The following is a 23,614-nucleotide window of genomic DNA, read 5'->3' on the forward strand; positions in this document are numbered from 1 at the left end:
GGACCGTCAGAACCGGGTGAATTCGGATTCGTCTGGCGCGCTGGCCATGTTGTAGGCAAATGCCTTGGGCATCACCGCCGCGGGCGCACGGGCTGTCTTGCGACTGGACGGGCCGGGCGTGTTGTCCACCTTCAGTGGCTGGCTGGCCGATTTGGCCGGCGCGTCCAGGGTGAAGAAGCTCATGGCCTGTTGCAGCTGTTCGGCCTGGCTGCTCATTTCTTCTGCGGTGGCGGCCAATTCTTCGCTGCTGGAAGCATTCTGCTGGGTCACCTGATTGAGCTGGGTCATGGCTGTGTTGATCTGCGCCACGCCGGCGGCCTGTTCTTCGGACGCGGCGCTGATTTCCTGCACCAGGTCCGAGGTCTTGTTGATGGACGGGACCATTTCGTTGAGCAGATGCCCGGCCTTCTCGGCCATGTCGACGCTGCTGGACGACAGCTCGCCGATCTCCTGGGCCGCCACCTGGCTGCGTTCAGCCAGTTTGCGCACCTCGGCGGCGACGACCGCGAAGCCTTTGCCGTGCTCACCGGCGCGGGCCGCTTCGATTGCAGCGTTGAGCGCCAGCAGGTTGGTCTGGTAGGCGATGTCATCGATGATGCTGATGCGTTGGGCGATTTTCTTCATCGCCACCACGGTCTGCTGCACCGATTCACCGCCGTCGGTGGCTTCCTTGGCGGCTTTGCTGGCCATACCGTCGGTGACCTTGGCGTTCTCGGTGTTCTGGTTGATGCTGGCGCTCATCTGTTCAATGGAGGCGCTGGTTTCTTCGACGCTGGCCGCCTGCTCGCTGGTGGCCTGGCTCATCGATTGCGCGGTGGCGCTGACTTCTTCGGAGGCGCTGGCCAGGTTGTCGGCGGCGTTGCGCACTTCACCGATGATATGGGACAGCTTGCCCACCATGTTTTGCATGGCGTTGAGCACCATGCCGGTTTCGTCCTTGGAGCCGCTTTCGATTTTCGCGTTCAGGTTGCCTTCGGCCAGTTGCTCGGCAACCAAGGCCGCCTGTTTCAGGGGGCGGGAAATGATCCGGGAAATGAACAGCGCCAGGCCCAGGCCCACCAGCAGGGCGGCAACCAGCACGGCAATGATCGACAGGCGCGCATCCTCATACAGTTCCGTACCATGGGCGCTGGCCACGTCGGCCCCGGCGGCATTGAGCTCGACCAGTTTCTGCAGGTCGGCGGTCACCAGATCGAAATGACGTTTGGATTCGCCTTTGAGCAACGTCTGGGCTTCGTTGAGCAGATTTTGTCGGGACAGTGCGAACAGGTCCTTGCTGACGGCCAGGTACGCGGCCCAGTCACTGCGGGCGGTGTCGAACAGCTGGCGATCTTCGGCATTGGAGATCAGTTTTTCATAGGTCGCCAGGCGCGTTTCGAAACCCTGTTTGGCTTCGTCCGCTTCTTGCTCGATGGCCGTGCGCTCCTGCTCGGAGTCGGCGGTAATGTGGCGATTTTCCTTGAGGCGATAGTTCGCCGCGTAGAAACGCATGCCCGAGGCGGCGCGCATCGAAGTCATCCAGTTTTCGCGGATATCGATGGTTGTGCCGTTGACCTCGTTGAGTTGGATAATCGAGAACACCCCCATGACGGCGGTCAACGCGAGCACCACCAGAAACGAGGTGATCAGTTTGGTGGCGATTCTAAGATCGTAGAACCATTTCATTGGGAAGTACCTCTCCATGGAATTGCTAAAGCGTCAGCGAGCAGTGGCTTGTTGTGATTGAGTCGAGGTGTAGCGGTTGTCTATTTGGGCGATCTGCGTGAGCAGCGCCGGCACGTCGAGAATCAATGCCACGGCGCCGCTGCCCAGGATCGTCGAGCCGCTGATGCCGCGCAGCGCGCCGAACAACTTGCCCAGGGGTTTGATCACGGTCTGGAATTCACCGAGCAGGTCATCCACCACCAGCCCGGCCTTGAGTTCGGCGTAGCGCACCACCACCACGTTCTGCCGGCGCGAGGCCGGGCCTTCGTGGTTGAAGTGATCACGCAGGTACACCAGCGGCAGCACTTCGCCGCGCAGGTCGAGGTAACCTTGTTCGCGGCTGCAAACCCCGTCGTCCTCGCTCAGCTCGATGCATTCCTGAACCATGTCCAGGGGGATGACATACGTGGACTGGCCGATGCCCACCAGAAAGCCATTGATGATCGCCAGCGTCAGCGGCAGGCGGATGCGCACCACGGTGCCCTGGCCCGGTTGGCTGTCCAGGTCGACAGTGCCGCGCAGCAGGGTAATGTTGCGCTTGACCACATCCATGCCCACGCCACGCCCGGAAAGGTTGGTGACGGCTTGGGCGGTGGAGAAACCCGGCTCGAAGATCAGGTTGTAGATTTCCTGGTCGGTGGGGCTGGCGCCAAGGGCAACCAGGCCGCGTTCCTGGGCTTTTTCCAGGATCCGGTCACGGTTCAGGCCGGCGCCGTCGTCGGCGATTTCCAGCACGATGCTGCCTGAGTCGTGATAGGCATTGAGGTGCAGATGACCTTTGGCCGGTTTACCGGCCGCCAGCCGCGCCTCGGCGGTTTCGATGCCGTGGTCCATGGCGTTGCGCAACAGGTGCATGAGCGGGTCACCGATTTTTTCCACCACGGTTTTATCCAGCTCGGTCTCCGCACCGCTGATAATCAGGTCGATGTCCTTGCCCAGTTCCTGGCTGACATCGCGCACCACCCGGCGGAACCGGTTGAAGGTTTCACCAATGGGGATCATGCGCAGACGCAAGGCGCCGTCGAGAATCTCTTCCACCAGCCCGGACACCGTTGAAGTCGATTCCTGCAACGAGTCGTCGTTGCAGTGGCGGGCCAGCAGGCTGGCGCCGGCGCTGGCGATGACCAGCTCGCCCACCAGGTTGATCAACTCGTCGAGCTTGTCGGCGTTGACCCGCACATAGGCGCCGTCCTTGGCCTTGCCGTCGCTGGTTGCCGGTTGCTTGTCGGGCGAGACCTGAGCGGGCATGCGCGCAGCCGAACGCTGGTCCGGCATCAGTTCGCCGGTGGTGACCATTGCCGTGTTGGGGTCAGCCTGCTCTTGAGTGGTGGCAACCAGCCCGGTGTTCATCTGCGGCACGGGGTCATCAATGGCGACGATCTGGATCTGGCAATCTTCGCGCACGAAATCGAAGACTTCGTTGATCGCCCCGTGGCCGGCAGCCGAACTGAACTCAATGTCGAACCCCAGGTAGCAGGACTCGGCATCCCAGGTTTCGGCCGAGGGCATTGCGTCGGTCAGCGTGGTGATGTGGATGATCTCACCGAGGGTTTGCAGGTAACGCAGAAATGACAGCGGGTCCATGCCGTTGCGGAACACCTCCGGGCCAAAACGCAGGGCAATATGCCAGAGGCGCGTTTCGGCGGGCGCTTGTGTGTCGCTTGCTTCGGCGGGCTTCGGGGCTTCGGCAGGCGAGGGCGCCTGATATTCCTGAAGGATCTGGCACAGCTCCATTTCCCGGGCCAGGGCCGGGGGCGCCAGTTTCGCGCCCTGGTTGGCCACCACATTGATCAGCTCCAGCATGTGATCACTGGACTTGAGCAGCACGGCGATCAGGCCGGCGTCCACTTCGACGCTGCCATTGCGCAACCGATCGAGCACGTCTTCGACGATGTGGGTGAAACTGACGATGGGTTCCAGGCCGAACAGCCCGGCCGAGCCCTTGATCGTATGGGCCGCCCGGAAGATCGCGCCGATGGCATCATCGTCGCCCGGGTCGCTTTCCAGTTGCAGCAGGGACTCTTCCATCGCCTGCAACTGTTCCCGTGCCTCGACGATGAACGTTTGTTGTGCCTGATCGAGATTGATGCTCACGCTCATATCCTTTGTCGTGTCCGACGTGTTGCGAGGTCTCTATACAACCAGGTTGCACAGGGCGAGTGTTTCCGTGACGGCCTTGCTGTGGCCCGTTATCTCCAGGCGGGTACCGGCCTTGGGAGCCTCGCGCTGGACCATCATCAGCAGTTGCAGGCCGGCGCCGTCCATTTCTGTAATCTGCGACAGATCCAGCGCCATGCGCGGCGTCGCTCCCAGGCGCGGCAGCAACTGCGCGGCGAGGTCGGCGGCGGTGTAGATCGTCAGCTCGCCGTCGATCTGCACCTGCGCGGTGTCATCCTGTGTTTCGTACAGCAACGGCATTTCACTCTCCGCGAATCAAGGAAGAATCAGCTTGGACACCGCCGCCAGCATCTGCGCCGGCTGGAACGGCTTGACCACCCAGGCCTTGGCACCTGCCGCCTGGCCCTCGAGTTTTTTCGACTCCTGGGATTCGGTGGTGAGCATGATGATCGGCGTGAACTTGTAGCTGGCCAGCTTCTTGACCTCCTTGACGAAGGTGATGCCGTCCATGTTCGGCATGTTCACGTCACTGATGATCAGGTGCACCTTCTGGCCATTGAGCTTGCCCAGTGCATCCTTGCCATCGCTGGCCTCGATCACGTCGTAGCCGGCACTTTTCAACGCGATGCCGACGACCTGCCGGACGCTCGCGGAGTCGTCGACAACCAATACACTTTTAGCCATGAACGGCTCTCCTAGAAGAAGGTTATTTCCTGTGAATTCTGTTGCGCGCCCGATTCGCCGTGGTGGTTGCGGCGTTGTTCTTCGGTGGCGTAAGTGGTTTCCATGCGCGCCAGCCATTGGCGGGCATCGATGGAAACGGCCTGGTCGGGCGACTGACTGGCCTGCTGCATATGCACATGCAGGTCCTCGATGTTGTCGCGCACGTGGCTGAGAATCTGGCTGACCCGATCCTGGAACTGCAGGTTGACCAGCACTTCGGTGAGCTCGTCGCGAATACCGAAGCTTTCCTGTTGCAACAGGTCGGCCGATTCGGCCAACCGCCCGGTGACGCTCTTGAAGCGTTCCAGCACGCGCTGGATGCTGTCCTCGGAGACGGTGACCGACTGGCTGTCCTGATCCGCGCCGCTGGAGGCGGCCTGGACCAATTGAGTGATGGCGCTATTGATGATGTCGACCTTGGCCGACATCTGCTGGCCAGTCTCGCTGGACTTGCTCGACAGGCTGCGCACGGCGTCGGCCACCACCGCAAAACCGCGCCCGGCTTCGCCCGCACGGGCGGCTTCGATGGCGGCGTTGAGGGCCAGCAAGTTGGTTTGCGCGGCAATGGCCGCGACATCGGCGGCCATGGTTCGCAGCTCGCCGGTGTAGGCGGTGAGGTTACGCACCTGGGCCAGAGTTTCATCGCGGCTGGCCTGGGTGGCTTTCAGGGAGTCGATGACCTGGACCAGCTCACCTTCGCTTTGGGCCAGCACCTGCACGGCGCCGCCACTGCTGTTGCCGGCCAGCTCACCGGCGGCCAGTTGCGAAGCTTGCACGGTATCTTCCAGGCGTGAAGAGATGCCGGTGAAGCGATTGGTCAGCGAGACGATCGCGGTTTCGGTCTGCTGCCGGGAGCTTTCCACCTGCTTGGCCCAGATCGGCATGGCACCGAGGATGACTTCGTTGAGTTGCGCGCTGGCCTTATGGTTCAAGTGGTCGGCGGCGTGTAGCGTGTGATGGGCAATGGCGGCGACGGCTCTGTCGATCTGCTGGTGCTGGGCGCGGGCAGCCCACACGCCGACCCCGGCGCCAATGGCCAGGAGCACGGCACACAACCCCAGGTTTTGTGTACTTGGGCCGTTGAGAACCAACAGGCCGACGCTCGCGATCAGGGCCACAAACAAGCTGGACCAAAGGATGCGCGGCGGAGTTTGGGAATGGGAATGACCGTGTGAATACGACGTCATGGTTCGGTCCTTGAACAGTGTTGCTAACAGGTTATTTACGAATAACTGGTTATCTGCGACCCCACCCCGGACTTTAAGACCGGTCGTCCGATTCCTGCATGGCCGAGGGCGTTGACCTGCCCAGTGAGTGGCACTGTGCTATCTGAGATTAGACGCAGTCGCTGAAATGTCGAGGCGCCCTGACGAACAGATGAGTCGCCCACAACCCCTTGCGCCTTGCTCCCACAGATTCCCTCACCACCATCCGGGAATAAGCTAAATTACCCCGCATCGGATTTTGAACCTGCCATCACGAGCCCTCATGCCCACCCAGCCTCTCTGGAAAATCTACCTCCTGTTCCTGGCCCCCATGGTCCTGTCCAATTTCCTGCAATCGATGTCCGGCACGCTCAATAGCATCTACATCGGCCAGATGCTCGGCACCCAGGCATTGGCGGCGGTATCAGGCATGTTTCCCATCCTGTTTTTCTTTATCGCGCTGGTGATTGGCCTGGGCGCGGGAGCAGGGGTGTTGATCGGGCAGGCTTACGGCGCCGGGGAAACCGGCACGGTGAAGGCGATTGCCGGTACCACGTTATTGCTGGCGGCGATCATCGGGCTGGTGGCGGCGGTGCTCGGCACCGTGTTCGCGCGCCAGGCGCTGCAGGGGCTGGGGACGCCGGCCGATGTGCTGGAGGACGCGGTGTCCTATGCCCGGGTGATGATGTGGATCCTGCCGATACTGCTGGTGTTCGTGGTGTTTACCCAGTTGCTGCGCGGGGTGAGCGATACGCTGTCGCCCATGCTGGCCTTGCTGGTGTCCACCAGCGTCGGGCTGCTGCTGACGCCGGCGCTGATTCGCGGCTGGCTGGGGCTGCCGCAGATGGGCATCGAGAGCGCGGCGCTGGCGGGGCTGGTGGGTACGGCGTCGGCCATGGTCATGCTCGCGTGGCGCCTGAACCGTCGCGAGCACGCCCTGGCGCCGGACCGGGCGTTGTTCGCGGCGATGCGCCTGGACATGGACATCCTCGGCAAGGTGCTGCGCATCGGCCTGCCCACGGGGTTGCAGATGGTGGTGATCTCACTGTCGGAGCTGGTGATCCTGGCGCTGGTCAATGGCCACGGGTCCCAGGCCACGGCGGCCTATGGCGCGGTGACGCAGATCGTCAATTACGTGCAGTTCCCGGCGTTGTCGATTGCCATCACCGCCTCGATCCTCGGCGCCCAGGCCATCGGTGCCGGGCGTCTGGAGCGTCTGGGGCCGATCCTGCGCACCGGGCTGTTGATCAACGTCTGGCTCACCGGTGGGCTGGTGGTCTTGGGGTATCTGTTGTCTCACTGGCTGCTGGGACTGTTCATCACCGACCCGGCGGCGCGAATCCAGGCCGAACACCTGCTGCACATCATGCTCTGGAGCCTGCTGGTCTTCGGCTTCCAGGCGGTGGTCGGCGGCATCATGCGCGCCAGCGGCACGGTGCTGATGCCGGTGGCGATTTCGATCTTCTGCATCGTCGGCGTTCAGCTGCCAGTGGCCTACCTGCTGGACGCGCAGTTCGGCCTGCAAGGGGTATGGATGGCGTTTCCGGTGGCTTACTTGAGCATGCTGGTGTTGCAGACCCTGTACTACAAGATGGTCTGGCAGCATCAGCGGATTGAGCGGTTGGTGTAGCTCTGCGCTTTCTGACACAACAAAAAACCTGTGGGAGCGAGCCTGCTCGCGATAGCGTCGGCACATTCGGCATCGATGCGCGCTGACCCACCGCCATCGCGAGCAGGCTCGCTCCCACAGGGATTCGGTGCCTGGCGATGTTACAGTGGCCGGCATTCTCCTACCGCCATCACCGAGGATCTCGATGTCTGCCCGCCCGCCCTCCAGTGTTTCCTACCGCGCCTTCCTCTTCGACATGGACGGCACGCTGCTCAATTCCATCGCCGCGGCCGAGCGGATCTGGACGCGCTGGGCCCTTCGTCACGGTGTGGAGGTGGCGAGCTTTCTGCCGACCATCCACGGCGTGCGCGCCATCGACACCATTGCCCGCCAGCGCCTGCCAGGGGTGGATGCCCTGGCCGAGGCCGAGCAGATTACCCGCGAGGAAATCGAAGACGTGGAAGGTGTGGTGCCGGTGCCGGGTGCTGCGGCATTTCTCAACAGCCTGCCGCCCCTGCAATGGGCCATCGTCACCTCGGCGCCCATGGCGCTGGCCTTGCGGCGCATGGAAGCGGCCGGCATTCCACGTCCGGCGGTGATGGTCACCGCCGAGGATGTGAGCGACGGCAAACCCAATCCGGCCTGTTATCGACTGGCAGCGGAGCGCCTGCAAGTCGCCGCCCAGGACTGCCTGGTGTTCGAGGATGCCGAAGCGGGAATCAAGGCCGGCGAGGCGGCGGGAGCGGATGTGTGGGTGGTGACGGCGACGCATACGCATCCGGTGGTCACCCCCCATCCGCTGATCAAGGATTACCGTGGGCTTGGCCTTGAGGTGGATGAGGCCGGACGGATGCGACTGAACCCGACGCTGTGATCGCAGCAGACCCCCTGTGGGAGCGAGCCTGCTCGCGATAGCGACGGCACATTCAGCATTGATGCAATCTGATCCGCCGCCATCGCGAGCAGGCTCGCTCCCACAGTTGGATCTGTGGTGATCGTTGAACCGGTCAGGTCACCACGCGATAGCACGGTTCATACGCCGCGCCGCCCGGCAGTTTCATGCGGTGCTGGGCGACGAAGGCCTGGAGCAGCCGGTCGAGGGGTTCCATGATGGCGGCATCGCCGTGGATCTCGTAAGGACCGTGTTCTTCGATCAGACGGATACCCTTGTCCTTGACGTTACCGGCCACGATCCCCGAGAACGCTCGGCGCAAGTTGGCGGCCAGTTCGTGGGCGGGCAGGTCGCGCCTCAGGCCCAGGCTGGCCATGTTGGCGTGGGTCGGGTCGAACGGACGCTGGAAGCCTTCGTCGATTTTCAGCAACCAGTTGAAGTGGAAGGCGTCGTTGCGTTCGCGGCGGAACTGTTTGACCGCCTTGAGCCCTTGGGTCATCTGCCGCGCCACTTCGGCCGGGTCGTCGATGATGATCTGGTAGTGCTTCTGCGCAGCCTCGCCCAGGGTCGCACCGACAAAGGCATGCAGTTGATCAAGGTACGGCGCGGCGCTCTTGGGCCCGGTCAGAACGACCGGGAAGGGCAGGTCCTGGTTGGCCGGGTGCATCAGGATACCCAGCAAGTAGAGGAACTCTTCCGCCGTACCGGCGCCGCCCGGGAAGATGATGATGCCGTGGCCCACGCGCACAAAAGCTTCCAGGCGCTTCTCGATGTCCGGCAGGATCACCAGCTCATTGACGATCGGGTTCGGCGCTTCGGCGGCGATGATGCCAGGCTCCGTGAGGCCCAGGTAACGGCCGCCGTGGATACGCTGTTTGGCGTGGGCGATGGTGGCGCCTTTCATCGGGCCTTTCATCACGCCCGGGCCGCAGCCGGTGCAGATGTCCAGGCTGCGCAGGCCCAGTTCGTGGCCGACTTTCTTGGTGTATTTGTATTCTTCGGTGTTGATCGAGTGGCCGCCCCAGCACACGACGATTTTTGGCTCCACCCCAGGGCGCAATGTGCGGGCGTTGCGCAGCAGGTGGAAGACGTAGTCGCTGATGCCCTGGGAGGAGCTGAGATCGATGCGCTGGCTGTCCAGTTCGTTCTCGGTGTAGACGATGTCGCGCAGGGCGCTGAACAGCATCTCGCGGGTGCTGGCGATCATTTCGCCATCGACGAAGGCGTCGGCCGGGGCGTTCAGCAGTTCCAGGCGTACGCCGCGGTCTTGCTGGTGAATACGGATCTCGAAGTCTTTGTAGGCTTCCAGAATGGTCTTGGCGTTATCGACATGGGCGCCGGTGTTGAGAATGGCCAGGGCGCACTGGCGGAAGAGGGTATAGATACTGCCGGAACCGGCTTCACTCAGTTGCTGGACTTCGCGCTGGGACAAAGTCTCCAGGCTGCCCTTCGGGCTGACCGAGGCGTTGATTACATGTCTTTGATTCATTCAGCTTTCCTTGAATACGATGCCGTACACACAACGACGGCATCTTGAAAAAAACGTCCACGCAGAAAGATCGCACGATCCTTGCGGTATCGCCATGGACTTTGATCCGGATCCTTCGGGTCGGTTGCAACACAAAATGAGCTCCAGCATAGCTAAATCCACCGGGCAGGCGATAATGCGGGACTTTTTTTACCCCGCACAAGGAAATTGCACCGCGATGTTCGAGCTCAAGCCGTGGGACGCCGAAGTCTACCGACGCCAGACCCGACGCAGTACCCTCATCGTCGCCGTGACGTTCCTGGCACTGGCGATGCTGTTGTCCAGCCTTTCGGTGATGCTGTTCGGCACACCCGGGGGGGATAATTTTCGCTTCAATCTCGGCGGGGTGATTGCCGCGGTGTTGGTGATGGTCGCCTTGATGCGTCTGTATTTCTGGTCGCAGCCGTGGATGGCCGCGGCGGTGTACGGCTGGCAGCTCAAGCGCAGCCTGATGAGCATCACCAATGTGATGCACCAGGTGAAGGCCGGTGTGCAGGCCCAGGACGTGGCTGCGATGAAGCTGCTACGGTTTTATCATCTGGGATTGACGCAGATGCATCAACTGGACGCCAACTCCAGTGCCCAGGGCTCACTCGCCCGCGAGGCTGATGAGCATCTGACAAGGATGCAGGCGCTCAATCTCGACAGCGAGCAAGCTCGGCTGGACCCGATCTGGATCGACATGGTGAAAAAGGCTTATAGCGGACGCTGATCGACGCCTCAGGGCAATGACAGATTAAGCGCCGGAGCGCAGCAGGCGTGCGCCCCAGCGATTTTCCAGGTTACGATTTTCTGCCCGCGCCTTGGTTGCGGTCAGTTCCTTTGCGGCCCGCCTCAGTGCCTTTCTGACGATCACTTGCAACGTTACCGCCCGACGCATGGCCGCCTTTCTTGCCGGCTTCCGATGCTTTTTCCCGATCATTTGCGAAGTTGCCTTGGTTTTTGTTTCCACTACTGGCCATTTCGAGCATCCTCATTTGGTTACGCGAGCAACGTGCCTCGCATAATTTGTGAAAGGAAATGGCCGGCAAAAGTTTAATGAAAACGCTTCGTCAGATGACGAACGGCACGCACTGACCGCACGGGGTCACTGGTCCTCGCCACCACTGATTTTCCAATGCTTGGCATCCACCGGGAAAACCACTTGCTCGACCCGGTGCGCGATGCCGAAGGCCAAAGAGTTTTCGGCCGGGATGACCCTTTCTTCGGCGCAAAGACATTTGAAAATGTCCAACTGAGTTGCGGCGCCGGCGGTTTCCTTGACGTAGATTTCCACGTACCGCGCCACGTCGTTGTCCAGGCTGGACAGGTATTCCCGCAAACGCGAGTGATCCACCGACTTCTGGCCGAAATACCAGTTCATCGGGTGAATCAGAAAACGCGAGTGAGGCGTGGTGGTGCGGTCGCTGGCGGCCAGGTACATGATGATGCCCATGGACTCGATATTGCCGGCATTCACGGCACGCACCGGCACCGGAAGGGATTTGATGAAGGTGTAGAGGGTAAAGCCGAAGTTGGTACTGCCACCGATCGTCGAGAGGTTGAGCATCAGTGAGTCGGCGCCTTTTTCAATGGCTTCCAGGCAGTTGTCCCGGAAGCGCTCGGTCGTTCCCTGATCGATCTGGCAATGAAAATGGACAATGTGTTCGGACATTTCAAACTCCTGTCGACTTCCCGTTGAACGGTCTGCGCAGCGGTGGCGCCGTACAGTTGGGAGTTCGCAGGTGCGCGGATGTTCCTCGTCTGAGGCCGGATGTTGGCGTTCGCGCAGGTGTGGTTCGCCGGGTTCAGCACGCTTCGGCAGTTTGGGCCATGCGTTGCAGGAACATCGCCAGCGCAGCTTCCTCCTCGCTGAGGCCTTTGCGGACCCGGGGGTTGGGCAGCTCACTCAGCGAACCCAGCAGGAAACCCTCCACCACGGCGGGATGGATGTAGCATTTACGACAGACGGAGGGGGTATTGCCCAGTTGCCGGGCAACCTGCCTGACCATCTCGGCGAGGTGTTTTTTTGCCTCGCTCTCGGTTTCCCAGCACAGCAGTCGCAGCCCCGCCAGAGCCGCCGCGCTGCCGGCCCAGGTGCGGTAGTCCTTGGCGGTGAAGTCCGCGCCGGTGAGGCTCTTGAGGTAGGCGTTGATATCGGACGAGCTGACGGAGTGGCGGTCGCCATTGTCGTCCAGGTACTGAAACAGGTTCTGCCCGGGAATCTCCTGGCAACGCTTGATGATCCGCGCCAGACGCCGGTCTTTCACGGTGATCTGGTGTTCGACGCCGCTCTTGCCACGGAATTGGAAGGCAATCGCGCTGCCGTTGACCTCCACATGCTTGCTGCGCAGGGTGGTCAGGCCGTAGGAGCGGTTGTCCCGGGCATACTGGGTGTTGCCGACCCGGATCAGGGTGACGTCCAGCAACGTGATAACCGTGGCCATGACCTTGTCGCGGCTGAATCCGGGCGTGGCCAGGATCTGCTCCAGGCGTTTGCGCAAGCGCGGCAGGGTACGGCCGAACTCCAGCATTCGGGAGTATTTGTCGGCATCGCGCACTTCCCGCCAGCGTGGGTGATAGCGGTACTGCTTACGCCCACGAGCGTCCCGACCGGTGGCCTGGAGATGGCCGCGCGGGTCGGTGCAGATCCATACATCGGTGTAGGCCGGCGGTACGGCCAAGGCGTTGATGCGCTGGATTTCGGCCGCATCGGTGATCCGCTGGCCCTGAGGATCGAAATAGCAGAACTTGCCCCGCAACTTTTTGCGGGAGATACCAGGGGCGGTGTCATCGACATAATGCAGATCGGCCGGCAGCGCATCCGGCGGCAGGGTGTCGGGCATGAAAGAATCCTTGGCAGCAAATCCGGGGCCTGTGATCGATTGACCGCAGCCTGTGACGGTCGTGCCAAGTTTCTGAGGTGGCCCGCAACACCCACGAATCAGGGTTGGACCGCCGGACCTGTGGGAGCGAGCCTGCTCGCGATAGCGTCAGATCAGTTCACACCCATGTTGACTGAACCACCGCGATCGCGAGCAGGCTCGCTTCCACAAGGGATTTGTCTGGGGCGATACCCTACGCCAACACCGCCACCGCCTTGATCTGCGCCCACAGCAACTGCCCCGGATGAAGCTTCAGCTGATCGCGGGAGTAACGGGTGATGCGCGCCAACAGCGGCGTGCCAGCAGCCTCCAGCCGAATCAACACATGGGCGGCGTTGTCGGCGGCCAGTTCGCTGACCACGGTAACGGGCAAACGGTTGAGGATGCTGGTCTGGGCATCGTTCGCCAGGCTGAGGCTGACGTCACGGGCCTGGACCTTGAAGCGTAGCGGCTGTCCGATGGCCAGAGGCGTGTGGGCGACACGCACGTTCAAGAGGCTGTCGGGCAGTGTCAACGACAGCAATTGATAGGCCGCGTCATACCCGCTGACCTTGCCCTGGACCACCACGCCCGCGTCATCGCCCAACGCCAGTGGCAGGTCGAGTCGCGCCAGTGTTTCGCCGATCGGCCCGCTGGCCAGCACGCGACCGGCCTCCAGCAGCACGATGTGGTCGGCCAGGCGCGCCACTTCGTCCTGCGAGTGGCTGACGTACAGCACTGGGATGTCCAGCTCATCGTGCAGGCGTTGCAGGTAAGGCAGGATTTCGTTCTTGCGCCGGGTATCCAGGGCGGCCAGGGGCTCGTCCATCAGCAGCAGTCGCGGGCTGGTCAACAGGGCTCGGGCGATGCCGACCCGCTGGCGTTCACCGCCGGACAGGTTGTGTGGCTGTCGATCGAGCAAGTGACCGATGCCCAGCAGTTCGGTAGCCTGGTCCATGTCCACCCGCCGTTGCGCCGGCGCGATGCGCTTGAGGCCGAACGCCAGATTGGCCTGCACGGACAGATGCGCGAACAGGCTCGCTTCTTGGAACACGTACCCCAGCGCCCGTCGATGGGGCGGCACGAACACGCCGCGCTCGCTGTCCTGCCAGACTTCGCCGTTGACCTCGATGAAACCCCGGGTCGGCCGTTCCAGCCCGGCGATGCAGCGCAGGCAGGTGGTCTTGCCGGAACCGGACTGGCCGTACAGCGCGGTCACGCCACGGCCCGGCAGTTGCACATCCAGGTCCAGGGAGAAGTCTCCATGGTCGAGCTGAAAACGCGCTTGAATCATCGATCAGCTCCAGCCGGCCCGGGTTCGGCGGCTGGAATACAACGCCAGCAGCACAAGAAATGAAAACACCAGCATTGCCGCCGCCAGCCAATGAGCCTGGGCGTACTCCAGGGCTTCGACATGGTCGTAGATCTGCACCGACACCACGCGGGTCTTTTCGGGGATATTGCCGCCGATCATCAGCACCACGCCGAATTCGCCGACGGTGTGGGCAAAGCCGAGGATTGCCGCAGTGATGAAACCGGGGCGGGCCAAGGGCAGGATGACACTGAAAAACGTATCCCAGGGACCGGCCCGCAAAGTGGCCGCCACTTCCAGGGGACGACTGCCGATAGCGGAGAATGCGTTCTGCAATGGCTGCACCACAAACGGCATGGAGTAGATCACCGAGCCGATCACCAGCCCGGTGAAACTGAAGGTGAGGGTGCCCAGCCCGACGGCCTGGGTGAATTGACCGATCCAGCCGTTGGGGCCCAGGGCGAGCAACAGGTAAAAGCCGATCACCGTGGGTGGCAGCACCAATGGCAGGGCCACCACCGCGCCCACCGGCCCGCGTAGCCAGGACTGGGTACGTGACAGCCACAGGGCGATGGGCGTGCCGATCAGCAGCAGGATCACTGTGGTCAGCGAGGCCAGTTTCAGGGTCAGCCAAATGGCGGCGTAGTCGGCACTGGTCAGTGGCATTTAGCGTTGATAACCGTAGGCTTGGATGATGGCGGTGGCTTTCGGGCCTCTGAGGTAATCCATGAACGCCGAGGCGGCGGCGTTGTTTCGCCCTTTGTTGAGGATCACCGCGTCCTGTTTGATCGGGTCATGCAGCTCGGCGGGGACGATCCATGCCGAACCGCTGGCCACCTTGCCGTCCTTGTACACCTGGGACAAGGCCACGAAGCCGAGTTCTGCGTTGCCGGTAGAAACGAACTGATAAGCCTGGGTGATGTTCTGGCCTTCGACGAGCTTGCCTTTGACTTGCCCGGACAACCCCAGTTTGTCCAGCACCTGGGTGGCGGCCAAACCGTAGGGCGCGGTTTTCGGGTTGGCGATGGACAGGTGCTGGAAGCCGTTGTCCTTGAGCACCTGGCCCTGGCTGTCGACATAACCGTCCTTGGCCGACCACAGCGCCAGCGTGCCGACCGCATAGGTGAAGCGCGAACCCTTCACGGTGTCGCCTTCGCTTTCGAGCCTGGCCGGGGTGGTGTCGTCGGCGGCGAGGAAGACTTCGAACGGTGCGCCGTTCTTGATCTGGGTGTAGAACTGCCCGGTCGCGCCATAGGCCGCCACCAGCTTGTGGCCGGTGTCTTTCTCGAAGCCGGCGGCGATGGCCTGGACCGGTGCGGTGAAATTGGACGCCACGGCCACCTGCACCTCATCGGCCTGGACGGCGCCAACGCAAAAGAGTGTAGTCAGCAGCAACGGCGCGAAGCGGGTGAGGTACATAAAGGCTCCGAAAGGTCGGTTTCGCTATATACGGAAATATATAGCGAATGGACGATAAACGGAACGCGGCATTTTGCGGACGTTGGTGTGAGAGGGCGGCCGCCATCGCGAGCAGGCTCGCTCCCACAGGTCCAGTGGTGTGCCCAGATGTTGTGTTCGCCACCGATCCCCTGTGGGAGCGAGCCTGCTCGCGATGGCATTCCAACAGACGATGAGCTCCTTCAGGATCAACCGCGGTTGTTGAATCGGACCAGTGCCTCTTCGGCCAAGCGCCGGGTCAGCTCCGCGGTCGACAGCTCCCGACCCATGGGGAACGCCTGGCCGGCCCACAGGTTGCTGAAGTCTGCTTCATCCTTGGCGCGCAACGGCAGCAACGCACCGCCAGCCAGGGGGAATGCCGGCGCTATCGGACTCATCGGCCCGATCTCGCGCATCACCCGGTTGACGATGCCCCGGGCCGGGCGGCCGGTGAACAGGTTGGTGACTGCGGTTTGGCTTTCCTTGGCCGTGCGCAGCGCCCGGTGATGGGCCGCGCTGATCTTCGCCTCGGGGGTGAACAGATAGGCGCTGCCCAGTTGCACCGCCGATGCGCCCAGAGCAAACGCTGCGACGATACCCCGCGCATCGCCAATACCGCCCGCAGCGATCACCGGCACGCTCACCGCATCCACCACCTGGGGCAGCAAGGCAAACAGGCCGACCTGGGTGTTGAGGTCGTCGCTGAGGAACATCCCGCGATGGCCGCCGGCTTCATAGCCCATGGCGATGATTGCGTCACAACCGTGCTGTTCCAGCCAGATGGCTTCCTCGACGGTGGTGGCCGACGACAGGACTTTAGCACCGGTGGCTTTCACCCGATCCAGCAGGGACTTCTCCGGCAGGCCGAAGTGGAAGCTGACCACTTCAGGACGCATCTGCTCCAGCACCCGGCAGGCTGCATCATCGAACGGCGTGCGGTTGGACACCGGCGTCGGCGCGTCGAAGTCAGCGCCCAGTTCTTCGTAGTAGGGCTTGAGGTGCTGCTTCCAGGCCTCGGCGCGCGGCTCGTCGAGCACGGGTGGCTGGTGACAGAAAAAATTCACGTTGAACGGCTTGTCGGTCTGTTCGCTGATCGTCGTCAGCGCCTGGCGCAACTGCTCGACATCCAGCATCGCCGCCGGCATCGAACCCAGCCCGCCGGCATTGCAGGCAGCGATCACCATGGCCGGCCCCGTCACTCCGGCCATCGGCCCCTGGATGATGGGTAGCTCGATGCCAAGCAGGTCAAGAATGCGAGTGTCTGGCCACTGGCTCATGTACGGGTCTCCGACGGCAGAGGAAAATAGCGTTTTTAGCAGGTGTGGCCCGGCCAGGGCCAGTCGAGTTTTTCAATCGGATGCGGCAACTTGATCCCGACGGCCAGCGGGTTACCATGCGCGCTTCATTTCTCAAGGAGCCTGACCCATGGACGTCAAACTCAAGGCAGTCGAACCCTTTACCGTGGCCGGCCTGCAGGTACACACGCGCAACGCTGACGAACAGCAGTCCGACACGGCACGGATCGGCCCGATGTGGCAGCAATTCTTCAACGAAGGGTTGTTCGACAAGATCCCCGCCAGGCAGTCGGAATCGTTTGTCTACGGGGTCTATTCCAACTATGAATCCGACGCCACCGGCTACTTTGATGTGACGGCCGGGGTGCAGGTGGATGCGACCAGCGCAGGCTACCCCGCCGTGGACATCGAAGGTGGGGATTACCTGGTGTTTTCGGCCAAGGGACCGATGCCCGATTGCGTGATCCAGACCTGGGGCCTGATCTGGGCATATTTCGCGGACAACCCGCAGACGTTGCGCCGCTTCACCACCGATTTCGAGGTCTACAGCGGCCCCGACTCGGTGGCGATCTACATCGGCGTTCAGTCCGCGGACGAGCGCTCCAGCGCCAGCAACTGACGCTTGCGCTCCACGCCCCAGCGATAGCCTGACAGGTTGCCGTCGCTGCGCACCACCCGGTGGCAAGGGATCGCCACCGCCAGGCTGTTGGCCCCGCAGGCCTGGGCCACGGCGCGCACGGCTTTAGGCATGCCGATGCGCTGGGCGATCTCGGCATAGCTGGCGGTGCTGCCCGGCGGAATATCCCGCAGGGCCTGCCAGACCCGTTCCTGGAAAGCCGTGCCTTGCAGGTCCAGCGGCAGGTCCAGGCCCAGGGCCGGTGCCTCGATAAAGCCCACCACCTGGGCGATCAATTGCTCGAATTCGCGGTCGGCACCGATCAGGTTGGCGCGGCGAAACTTGTCTTGCAGGTCCCGCACCAGCGCGTCCGGATCGTCCCCCAGCAGGATCGCGCACACACCGCGTTCGCTTTGTGCCACCAGAATCGCCCCGAGGGAACATTGGCCGACGGCGAAACGAATGTCGGTGTTCTGCCCGGCGGCGCGATAATCGGCGGGTTTCATGCCCAGCACTTTGTCGGCGGCTTCATAAAAGCGGCTGTTGGAATTGAAGCCGGCGTCGTACAGCGCTTGGGTGATCGATCCACCATCGCTCAGGCGTTCGCGCACCTTGCGCGAGCGGTGGGCGGCGGCATAACCCTTGGGTGTCAGGCCGGTGACGGCCTTGAACACCCGGTGGAAGTGGAAGGGACTCAAGCCTGCGCTTTGCGCCAGTTCATTGAGCCCAGGCAGTTCTTCGGCAGCCTCGATCTGTCGGCAGGCGGCCGCGACCCGGGCCGCTTGTTGGGCGGCGAGCTGGGTCTGGTCCCTGGCCACTCGCTTGCTGGGACGATACCCCGCCGCCTGGGCCTGTTCCGGCGTGTCGAAAAATTCCACGTTCCGCGGATTGGGCAGGCGCGACAGGCTGCTGGGATGGCAATAGATGCCGGTGGTTTTCACGCCATAGACGAATTGCCCGTCGGCGCGCGGATCCCGGGCGAGCACGGCGGCCCAGCGAGGATCCTGTTCAGCGGTGAGGGTGTTCGAAGTGCTGTTCATGGTCGTTATGTCCATTGGCCCGTTTTGGCTAAGGTAGCGAGCCTGTGAGATGGCAACACTCCGGGTCTTGCGGTTGAATTCTGCACGGTTACCCGGCGGTGCGGAACGTCAGGTTGATCCGCTGGGCGCCCAGCTTCGGATGCTGGCCTTGCTTGAGCGGCAGCACGCCGTGATAACGCAACCGGTCCACGCCGCCCCAGACCACGATGTCGCCGTGGAACAGTGGAACGCGCAGACTTTTGTCGCTGCGCTCGAACCCGCCGAACTGGAAGACTGCCGGCAAGCCCAGGGACATGGAGACGATGGGGGCGCTGAGGCAGCGTTCGTTCTTGTCCTGATGCAGCGACATTCGCGCGCCGGGCACGTAACGGTTGATCAGGCAGGCGTCGGGCTCGAAGTGCTCGAAGTGGGCCTGTCGGGCGGCGGCCTGGGCCAGTTCGCGGAACACCGCTGGCATGTCGGGCCAGGGGTCGCCGGTCTGTGGGTCATGGGCCGTGTAGCGATAGCCAGTGCGGTCGGTGGTCCAGCCCAGCGCGCCGCAACTGCTCAAGGCCACTGACATGGTAAAACCGCCAGGCGTGACCATCTGCCGGAACGGCGCGGCCAGCAACACCGCTTCCAGGGCCGGCAGCAAACGTTCGAGCCAGGGCAGGGCGAAACCGCGCAACACAAACGCTTGCTCGCCGATCTGTTCGGTCAGGCCGGGTGTCGTCGGCGTCTCGTCGGCGAACAGGTCCAGCGTGATAGGGGTGTCGTCACTGCGCATCATGAAAAATGATTCCAAGTGTATGCCGGCTACCGCTGTGCACGCGGCTGACGCCATGGCGCATGTTCACCCGATAATAACCGCGAACGCCTTTGACCGGCCGTTGATGCACGGCAAATACCAGCGCATCGCCCTGTTTCAGATCGATAACCTGCGCACGTGACTGCATGCGCGGACGCTGCTCCGTGAGAACGAACTCGCCGCCGGTAAAGTCCTGGCCCGGTTCCGACAGCAGAATCGCCACCTGCAACGGGAATACGTGCTCGCCGTACAGGTCCTGATGCAGGCAGTTGTAGTCCTGCGGGCCGTATTGCAGCAACAACGGCGTAGGACGCCGTTGCCCGGCGGTGTGACAGCGTTCAATGAAAGCCGGATGCTCGTAGGGGTAGCGCACCTCAAGGCCCATGCATTCGTTCCAGCGATTGGCCAGCGGCACCAGCGCCGGGTACAACGACTGTCGCAATTGCTCGACGACATCGGGCAGCGGATAGCGAAAATACTGATACTCCCCGCGCCCGAATCCGTGGCGGGCCATGATCACCTTCGAACGGAAAAGGTTGGGTTCGGCGTATAGGCCACTGAGCATCCTGCATTGCTCGGCCGTAAGCAGGTTGCGGATGATTGCGCTGCCGTCCTGGTCGAGGTTTTGTTCCAGGGAGGGCCAGTCGAGGGTGTTTACGCGCTGGGCCAGCGAGAGTGTGTGCGGGGTAGGGGGCATGATCGCAACCTTGGCAGAGAGGAAGGAGCAGTCTGGCAAGCGCCCGGGCGGTCGCCACTCCGGGGCTTGCGGTCAATGTCTGTCGAAGGGGCTGGCGATCTTGCGCGGAAGCCAAGCACAGGCTTGCATCCGACCAGTGACCTCTTTTTTCATTGCCACCTGTAACTTCTGACAGTAGCCAATTCCCTTTTCACGGTGCCCAATAACGTTATCGTTAATCTTGACCGGAGTTCGCCATGACTCGTCCCCCATCTGAAGCTCCCAACGACGGCAGCATCGCCGCGGACTCCACTGTTGAAATATCCGATAATGGCGACTCCAAGGGTACGTTCACCGCCACCAATGGCACCTGGACCACTACTCCCATTAGCGTGGCGCCCGGTGCTCACAGTTTTACTGCCCAAGCCAAATACGGCAGCGAGCCTGTGTCAGCGGCGCGAACCTTTAATGTCATTACCCTGACCGATCAGCATAAACCGTATATCCAGCAAGCCGAGAACAATGGCAGTGGCATGACGCTTGATCTGGGCACTTTTTCCGGTGATGCAACGGTCAAGGCTATCGCCTGGCCGGGTATCGCGCTTGGGCAGAAAGTCTGGTTGAGCTGCCGCGGCAAAAAGACCAATGGTGATGATCATGTCATCACCCTTTACACAGCGTGGCCCGTTGGTGATCCGGAGCTGACTGTTGGACTTTCCAGAACGCTGGCGCGCGCGGATCTGGAATTACTGGGGGATAACACTGGGTTGACGGTGGAGCTCAAGGTCCAGTTCAACGGTTCCACCGTGGAAGATGGCGCCGCTGTCTTCCCGCTCCGGACTTATGCGATCAAGACGGTGGAGGTGGTTGCGCCAACCCTCATCGATATCACCGACTCCAAGGGGACTGTGGTTGACGGGACAACGACCGAGACCAGCGTGACCGTTACCGGTACGGGCAGCAAAGGCCAGCAGATTCAGTTGATGGACGGTAATAGCGCTATTGGCGATGCTGTTGATATTCCCGCCAACACTACAACTTGGGACACCACGCTTACCGGGCTGGACGCCAAGGCCTATAGCCTGAAGGCCAAGGCCCTCTACGGTAGCGGTCAGGAGTCGGCGGTAAAAGGCTTCACCGTAGTGAGACCCATAACGATAGATCCGACACAGATGGTCCTGTCCACCTGGACCTTCTTGAGCAGTACGGGAGCCGTGCCGCCCAATCCTTACGAGGGCGCATATGGTTATCGCCAGCCCACCGGCGGCGTGCCTCCTTATCAATACAGCTCAAGCGCTCCTAATATTGCCCATGTTGATGTGAATACCGGAAAAGTCACTTCCTTTGGCAACGGTGCAGCCATCATTTACGCCGTGGATAAGAACGGTGAGCACGCGTCCTATCCGGTTGCTGTATCCAATGTGTTCGTGGCCTTCGGGACGGGCATTAATGGCACCTATAAGCAGTGTAGCGCTGCGGCGAGCGCTCAAGGGGGACGGATTCCGACACGCGATGAATGGCATCGAATGAGGCTGGACTACAACGGTCTCCCCGGCGTCAGTCCCAATTGGACATGGTCATCGACTACGTGGGGCATTGCCTATATGTACGGTATCCAAACCGAGACAGGCGCGGAAATGGCACTTGAATATGTGTTGGGTAATAGTCGGGCGGATGGCTTTGGCATTAGAGCGAAATAGCGTTTGTTTCGTGTCGATCAGGCGGTTCATCCGTTCGTCTTAAATCTATGCATACCTGTTAGTTCTGACAGTAGCCAGCACCCATATTTCGGAGGTCTGATAACCCCACAGTCCAGTGCTTCAGAACAAGGGGAATCCGATCATGACCGATTCATCAACACCCGCCGTCCAACCCAGAGTACTGGACGACCCTTTGCTGCCCGATGCCACGGATCCCGTCGTAGGCGGCGATTTCGGCATTCCCAAACGTATTTATGATGAAGCACCCCGCGGTTGCAAAGTGGTGGTTGATGCTTTGGTCGGTCAAGTGGGCGGCGAGAGGATTTCGCTCAACTTGAACGGCATCGAGGATCTGGACAGCGGATACACGCAGGGCCCCCATGACTCGGTCGAGTTGCATCTCCCACCCGGGTTTCTGTTGCATAACGCGGTCAATCGACTGACTTACACCGTGGCAAGTCGTGGCGGAGCCCCTGAAACCTCCACGCCTCCACTGGAGCTGTTGTACAACCTGATCCGCCCCGGTAACGTGGATCGGTCGCCGGGCGAGCCTGGGCATTCCGAGCTGGTGTTGTTGCTACCGGACGAAATCAAGAATGGTGTAGGCCCGGGCTTCACCAGGGCGACGGTGTGCGTGAGTTACCCGTATTGCCGGGCCTACGACACCATTCGCCTCAATTGCAACGGCAAGGAGCTGACTCGCAGGGTACTGGAAACCGAGGCGCCCGAGCCGCCGGACCATGGCTCGCCGACACCGACCACGATTTGTTTCGATGTCACCAGCGCCGACCTGGGCGCTGACCATCCCGAATTTGTATTCTCCTTCACGGTTACCGACCAGCTGGGCAACACCCCCGATCTCAATTCACCGTATTCGGCCGAACAGCTCGTGGACGTGGACCAGGCCGGCAGCAGGCTGCCGATGCCGATCCTGCGGGAAGTTCTCACCGATACCGGTGATGACCCGAGCATCATCGATCTCGACAAACTGGGTACCAATCCTTTGCTGTTCGTGGTCTTGACCGCCGACCCGCGTATTCTGCCCGGAGACTCGATCGAGGGGACATACGTGGTGAGGGTAGCGGGCCAACCGAATATCACGGTGCCGGTGTCGGGCACCGTTGAAACGGATGGTTTCGGGCAGAAGCAGGTGTGCATTCTGGAGGTCCCTAACGACAAGGTCATTGCCGGGAGTTCGGTGCAAGCGTCGTACAGGGTGTTCAGGGGTATTCCGTTGGTGGGTTCTTCAAGAACCGCATTTGCGACCGTCATTGGCCAGGGCGCTCCCGATGTTGAACCGGTCATCACCCGGATAGAGGACTCCAAAGGCAATGAGATCCCAGAGGGTGGGATCACCGTCGATACCCTCGTGAAGCTTACCGGTACTGCTCGCTAAGGTCGCAAATGGGGTGAGGGCGCTTGCGGTTTTACGTCTGATGCGCTGCCGGGGGGAGCAAGCGTCATAAGGACGTTCTGTGGCGAGGGGATTTATCCCCGTTGGGCCGCGAAGCGGCCCCAGACCTGCTGCGCAGCCGAGCGGGGCGGTGCGACGTTTCGATAAATCCCCTCGCCACATACACCGGGGGAGCGCAGCTTGTTAAAGCGCTTTGCTGACTTTGACATCGCTGATCACATCATCGGTCTGGCCATGCATCGCCTGCAGCGCTGCCATGGCTTCGTCCACTGTGCCGGTCTCCAGTTGCGCGAATTCGAAGCGGCGTTCGCCGTTGAGCTTGTAATTGATGACGTATTTGGTTGTCTGGGCCACGGTTTTGCCTGTCTTGAAGGGCGATGCTCAGCTCAGTTTCGAGCTGGAACGCCGGATGATTTTGATTTTGTGGGTCAGGGTCGGCTTGCGCGTGACGCTGATGGCACGGCGGTTGACGGTGTCGATGGTGATGTTCCAGAAACCGGTGCTCGGTGCGGTGATCCTGGCCGGGAACGTGTCGAACGCGCCGCCGTGATAAGTGTGCCGGCCGCCGTTCTTGAAGCTGCGGAAGTTGGCGTCGTTCATCAAGCGGATGTTGCACATTTGAGAGCATTCGATGACGACGATATCGTCTTCGTTGAGGTGTTCGCGCTGGTGTATGAATTTCATGGGCGCCTCCAGAAGGGCTTTTTCTACCAAA

General features: G+C 61.7%; 24 protein-coding genes. 6 read left to right on the forward strand and 18 right to left on the reverse strand.

The window, feature by feature from the left end:
- Positions 1 to 6 precede the first annotated feature (6 nt).
- Genes MKS85_RS14160 through MKS85_RS14180 form a run of 5 tightly spaced genes read right to left on the reverse strand, consistent with a single transcriptional unit; the run spans position 7 to position 5,732 of the window.
- A complete protein-coding gene (locus MKS85_RS14160) occupies positions 7 to 1,665 on the reverse strand; it encodes a methyl-accepting chemotaxis protein (protein WP_310662980.1) in 1,659 nt (552 codons plus the stop codon).
- A gap of 33 nt (positions 1,666 to 1,698) precedes the next feature.
- Positions 1,699 to 3,798, reverse strand: a complete 2,100-nt coding sequence (locus MKS85_RS14165; RefSeq protein WP_076386701.1) for a chemotaxis protein CheA — start codon at positions 3,796 to 3,798, stop codon at positions 1,699 to 1,701.
- A 39-nt stretch (positions 3,799 to 3,837) separates the two neighbouring features.
- Complete coding sequence (locus MKS85_RS14170; protein ID WP_047227659.1) at positions 3,838 to 4,122, reverse strand: lipid asymmetry maintenance protein MlaB; 285 nt, start codon at positions 4,120 to 4,122, stop codon at positions 3,838 to 3,840.
- 15 nt (positions 4,123 to 4,137) lie between these two features.
- Positions 4,138 to 4,506: a response regulator gene (locus MKS85_RS14175; protein WP_047227658.1), complete on the reverse strand. Its 369-nt coding sequence runs from the start codon at positions 4,504 to 4,506 to the stop codon at positions 4,138 to 4,140.
- Between the two features lie 11 nt (positions 4,507 to 4,517).
- Positions 4,518 to 5,732 (reverse strand): methyl-accepting chemotaxis protein, encoded by a 1,215-nt coding sequence (locus tag MKS85_RS14180; RefSeq protein ID WP_310662981.1) that lies wholly within the window; start codon positions 5,730 to 5,732, stop codon positions 4,518 to 4,520.
- Positions 5,733 to 6,033: 301 nt separating this feature from the next.
- Here MKS85_RS14180 and MKS85_RS14185 point away from each other — a divergent pair, with 301 nt between their 5' ends.
- Together MKS85_RS14185 and MKS85_RS14190 are read left to right on the forward strand one after the other, a co-directional pair.
- Positions 6,034 to 7,380: an MATE family efflux transporter gene (locus MKS85_RS14185; protein ID WP_047227656.1), complete on the forward strand. Its 1,347-nt coding sequence runs from the start codon at positions 6,034 to 6,036 to the stop codon at positions 7,378 to 7,380.
- 184 nt (positions 7,381 to 7,564) lie between these two features.
- Positions 7,565 to 8,233 (forward strand): HAD-IA family hydrolase, encoded by a 669-nt coding sequence (locus MKS85_RS14190; RefSeq protein ID WP_310662982.1) that lies wholly within the window; start codon positions 7,565 to 7,567, stop codon positions 8,231 to 8,233.
- Positions 8,234 to 8,366: 133 nt separating this feature from the next.
- Here the strand turns inward: MKS85_RS14190 and ppnN are convergent, their stop codons facing one another.
- Complete coding sequence (gene ppnN / locus MKS85_RS14195) at positions 8,367 to 9,740, reverse strand: nucleotide 5'-monophosphate nucleosidase PpnN (protein ID WP_047227654.1); 1,374 nt, start codon at positions 9,738 to 9,740, stop codon at positions 8,367 to 8,369.
- Between the two features lie 217 nt (positions 9,741 to 9,957).
- Here ppnN and MKS85_RS14200 point away from each other — a divergent pair, with 217 nt between their 5' ends.
- Positions 9,958 to 10,491, forward strand: a complete 534-nt coding sequence (locus tag MKS85_RS14200) for a DUF3087 family protein (protein WP_160892857.1) — start codon at positions 9,958 to 9,960, stop codon at positions 10,489 to 10,491.
- Between the two features lie 70 nt (positions 10,492 to 10,561).
- Here the strand turns inward: MKS85_RS14200 and MKS85_RS14205 are convergent, their stop codons facing one another.
- From MKS85_RS14205 to MKS85_RS14235, 7 genes are all read right to left on the reverse strand, one after another.
- Entirely contained in the window at positions 10,562 to 10,741 is a 180-nt protein-coding gene (locus MKS85_RS14205; RefSeq protein WP_047227652.1) for a general stress protein, read from the reverse strand.
- 125 nt (positions 10,742 to 10,866) lie between these two features.
- On the reverse strand, positions 10,867 to 11,433 hold the full coding sequence (locus tag MKS85_RS14210; protein WP_310662983.1) for an ATP-dependent Clp protease proteolytic subunit: 567 nt from the start codon (positions 11,431 to 11,433) through the stop codon (positions 10,867 to 10,869).
- Between the two features lie 133 nt (positions 11,434 to 11,566).
- A complete protein-coding gene (locus tag MKS85_RS14215) occupies positions 11,567 to 12,604 on the reverse strand; it encodes a DNA topoisomerase IB (protein WP_139050587.1) in 1,038 nt (345 codons plus the stop codon).
- A 232-nt stretch (positions 12,605 to 12,836) separates the two neighbouring features.
- Entirely contained in the window at positions 12,837 to 13,916 is a 1,080-nt protein-coding gene (gene modC / locus MKS85_RS14220; protein ID WP_173407082.1) for a molybdenum ABC transporter ATP-binding protein, read from the reverse strand.
- A 3-nt stretch (positions 13,917 to 13,919) separates the two neighbouring features.
- Positions 13,920 to 14,600 carry a molybdate ABC transporter permease subunit gene (gene modB / locus MKS85_RS14225; RefSeq protein ID WP_047227648.1) on the reverse strand — a complete coding sequence of 227 codons (681 nt, stop codon included), beginning with the start codon at positions 14,598 to 14,600 and terminating at the stop codon, positions 13,920 to 13,922.
- The gene (gene modA / locus MKS85_RS14230) at positions 14,601 to 15,353 is read right to left on the reverse strand and encodes a molybdate ABC transporter substrate-binding protein (RefSeq protein WP_160892853.1); all 753 of its coding nucleotides are present in this window, start codon (positions 15,351 to 15,353) and stop codon (positions 14,601 to 14,603) included.
- A 227-nt stretch (positions 15,354 to 15,580) separates the two neighbouring features.
- Positions 15,581 to 16,648, reverse strand: a complete 1,068-nt coding sequence (locus MKS85_RS14235) for a nitronate monooxygenase (RefSeq protein WP_310662984.1) — start codon at positions 16,646 to 16,648, stop codon at positions 15,581 to 15,583.
- A 148-nt stretch (positions 16,649 to 16,796) separates the two neighbouring features.
- Here MKS85_RS14235 and MKS85_RS14240 point away from each other — a divergent pair, with 148 nt between their 5' ends.
- Entirely contained in the window at positions 16,797 to 17,285 is a 489-nt protein-coding gene (locus tag MKS85_RS14240; protein ID WP_047227645.1) for a GyrI-like domain-containing protein, read from the forward strand.
- On the opposite strand, the gene ada is transcribed toward MKS85_RS14240, so the two are convergent.
- The 3 genes from ada to MKS85_RS14255 form a co-directional block, all read right to left on the reverse strand.
- Complete coding sequence (ada, locus tag MKS85_RS14245; RefSeq protein WP_047227644.1) at positions 17,249 to 18,322, reverse strand: bifunctional DNA-binding transcriptional regulator/O6-methylguanine-DNA methyltransferase Ada; 1,074 nt, start codon at positions 18,320 to 18,322, stop codon at positions 17,249 to 17,251. The two genes, MKS85_RS14240 and ada, sit on opposite strands and share 37 nt — an antisense overlap.
- Before the next feature lie 88 nt (positions 18,323 to 18,410).
- Positions 18,411 to 19,091 (reverse strand): DNA oxidative demethylase AlkB, encoded by a 681-nt coding sequence (alkB, locus tag MKS85_RS14250; RefSeq protein ID WP_409078012.1) that lies wholly within the window; start codon positions 19,089 to 19,091, stop codon positions 18,411 to 18,413.
- Complete coding sequence (locus MKS85_RS14255; RefSeq protein ID WP_139050584.1) at positions 19,078 to 19,806, reverse strand: 2OG-Fe(II) oxygenase; 729 nt, start codon at positions 19,804 to 19,806, stop codon at positions 19,078 to 19,080. The genes alkB and MKS85_RS14255 overlap by 14 nt, the downstream gene beginning before the upstream one ends.
- 236 nt (positions 19,807 to 20,042) lie before the next feature.
- Here MKS85_RS14255 and MKS85_RS14260 point away from each other — a divergent pair, with 236 nt between their 5' ends.
- Positions 20,043 to 21,485, forward strand: a complete 1,443-nt coding sequence (locus MKS85_RS14260) for a hypothetical protein (RefSeq protein WP_139050583.1) — start codon at positions 20,043 to 20,045, stop codon at positions 21,483 to 21,485.
- 142 nt (positions 21,486 to 21,627) lie between these two features.
- Positions 21,628 to 22,881, forward strand: coding sequence for a hypothetical protein (locus MKS85_RS14265; RefSeq protein ID WP_139050582.1), 1,254 nt, complete (start codon positions 21,628 to 21,630; stop codon positions 22,879 to 22,881).
- Between the two features lie 201 nt (positions 22,882 to 23,082).
- On the opposite strand, the gene MKS85_RS14270 is transcribed toward MKS85_RS14265, so the two are convergent.
- The gene (locus MKS85_RS14270) at positions 23,083 to 23,253 is read right to left on the reverse strand and encodes a hypothetical protein (RefSeq protein WP_171061392.1); all 171 of its coding nucleotides are present in this window, start codon (positions 23,251 to 23,253) and stop codon (positions 23,083 to 23,085) included.
- Between the two features lie 27 nt (positions 23,254 to 23,280).
- Complete coding sequence (locus MKS85_RS14275) at positions 23,281 to 23,583, reverse strand: DUF1883 domain-containing protein (RefSeq protein WP_003182962.1); 303 nt, start codon at positions 23,581 to 23,583, stop codon at positions 23,281 to 23,283.
- Positions 23,584 to 23,614: the final 31 nt, after the last annotated feature.

This window comes from Pseudomonas sp. JL2 (genome assembly GCF_031570495.1).
In the GTDB taxonomy this organism is placed as follows: Bacteria; Pseudomonadota; Gammaproteobacteria; order Pseudomonadales; family Pseudomonadaceae; genus Aquipseudomonas; species Aquipseudomonas rhizophila.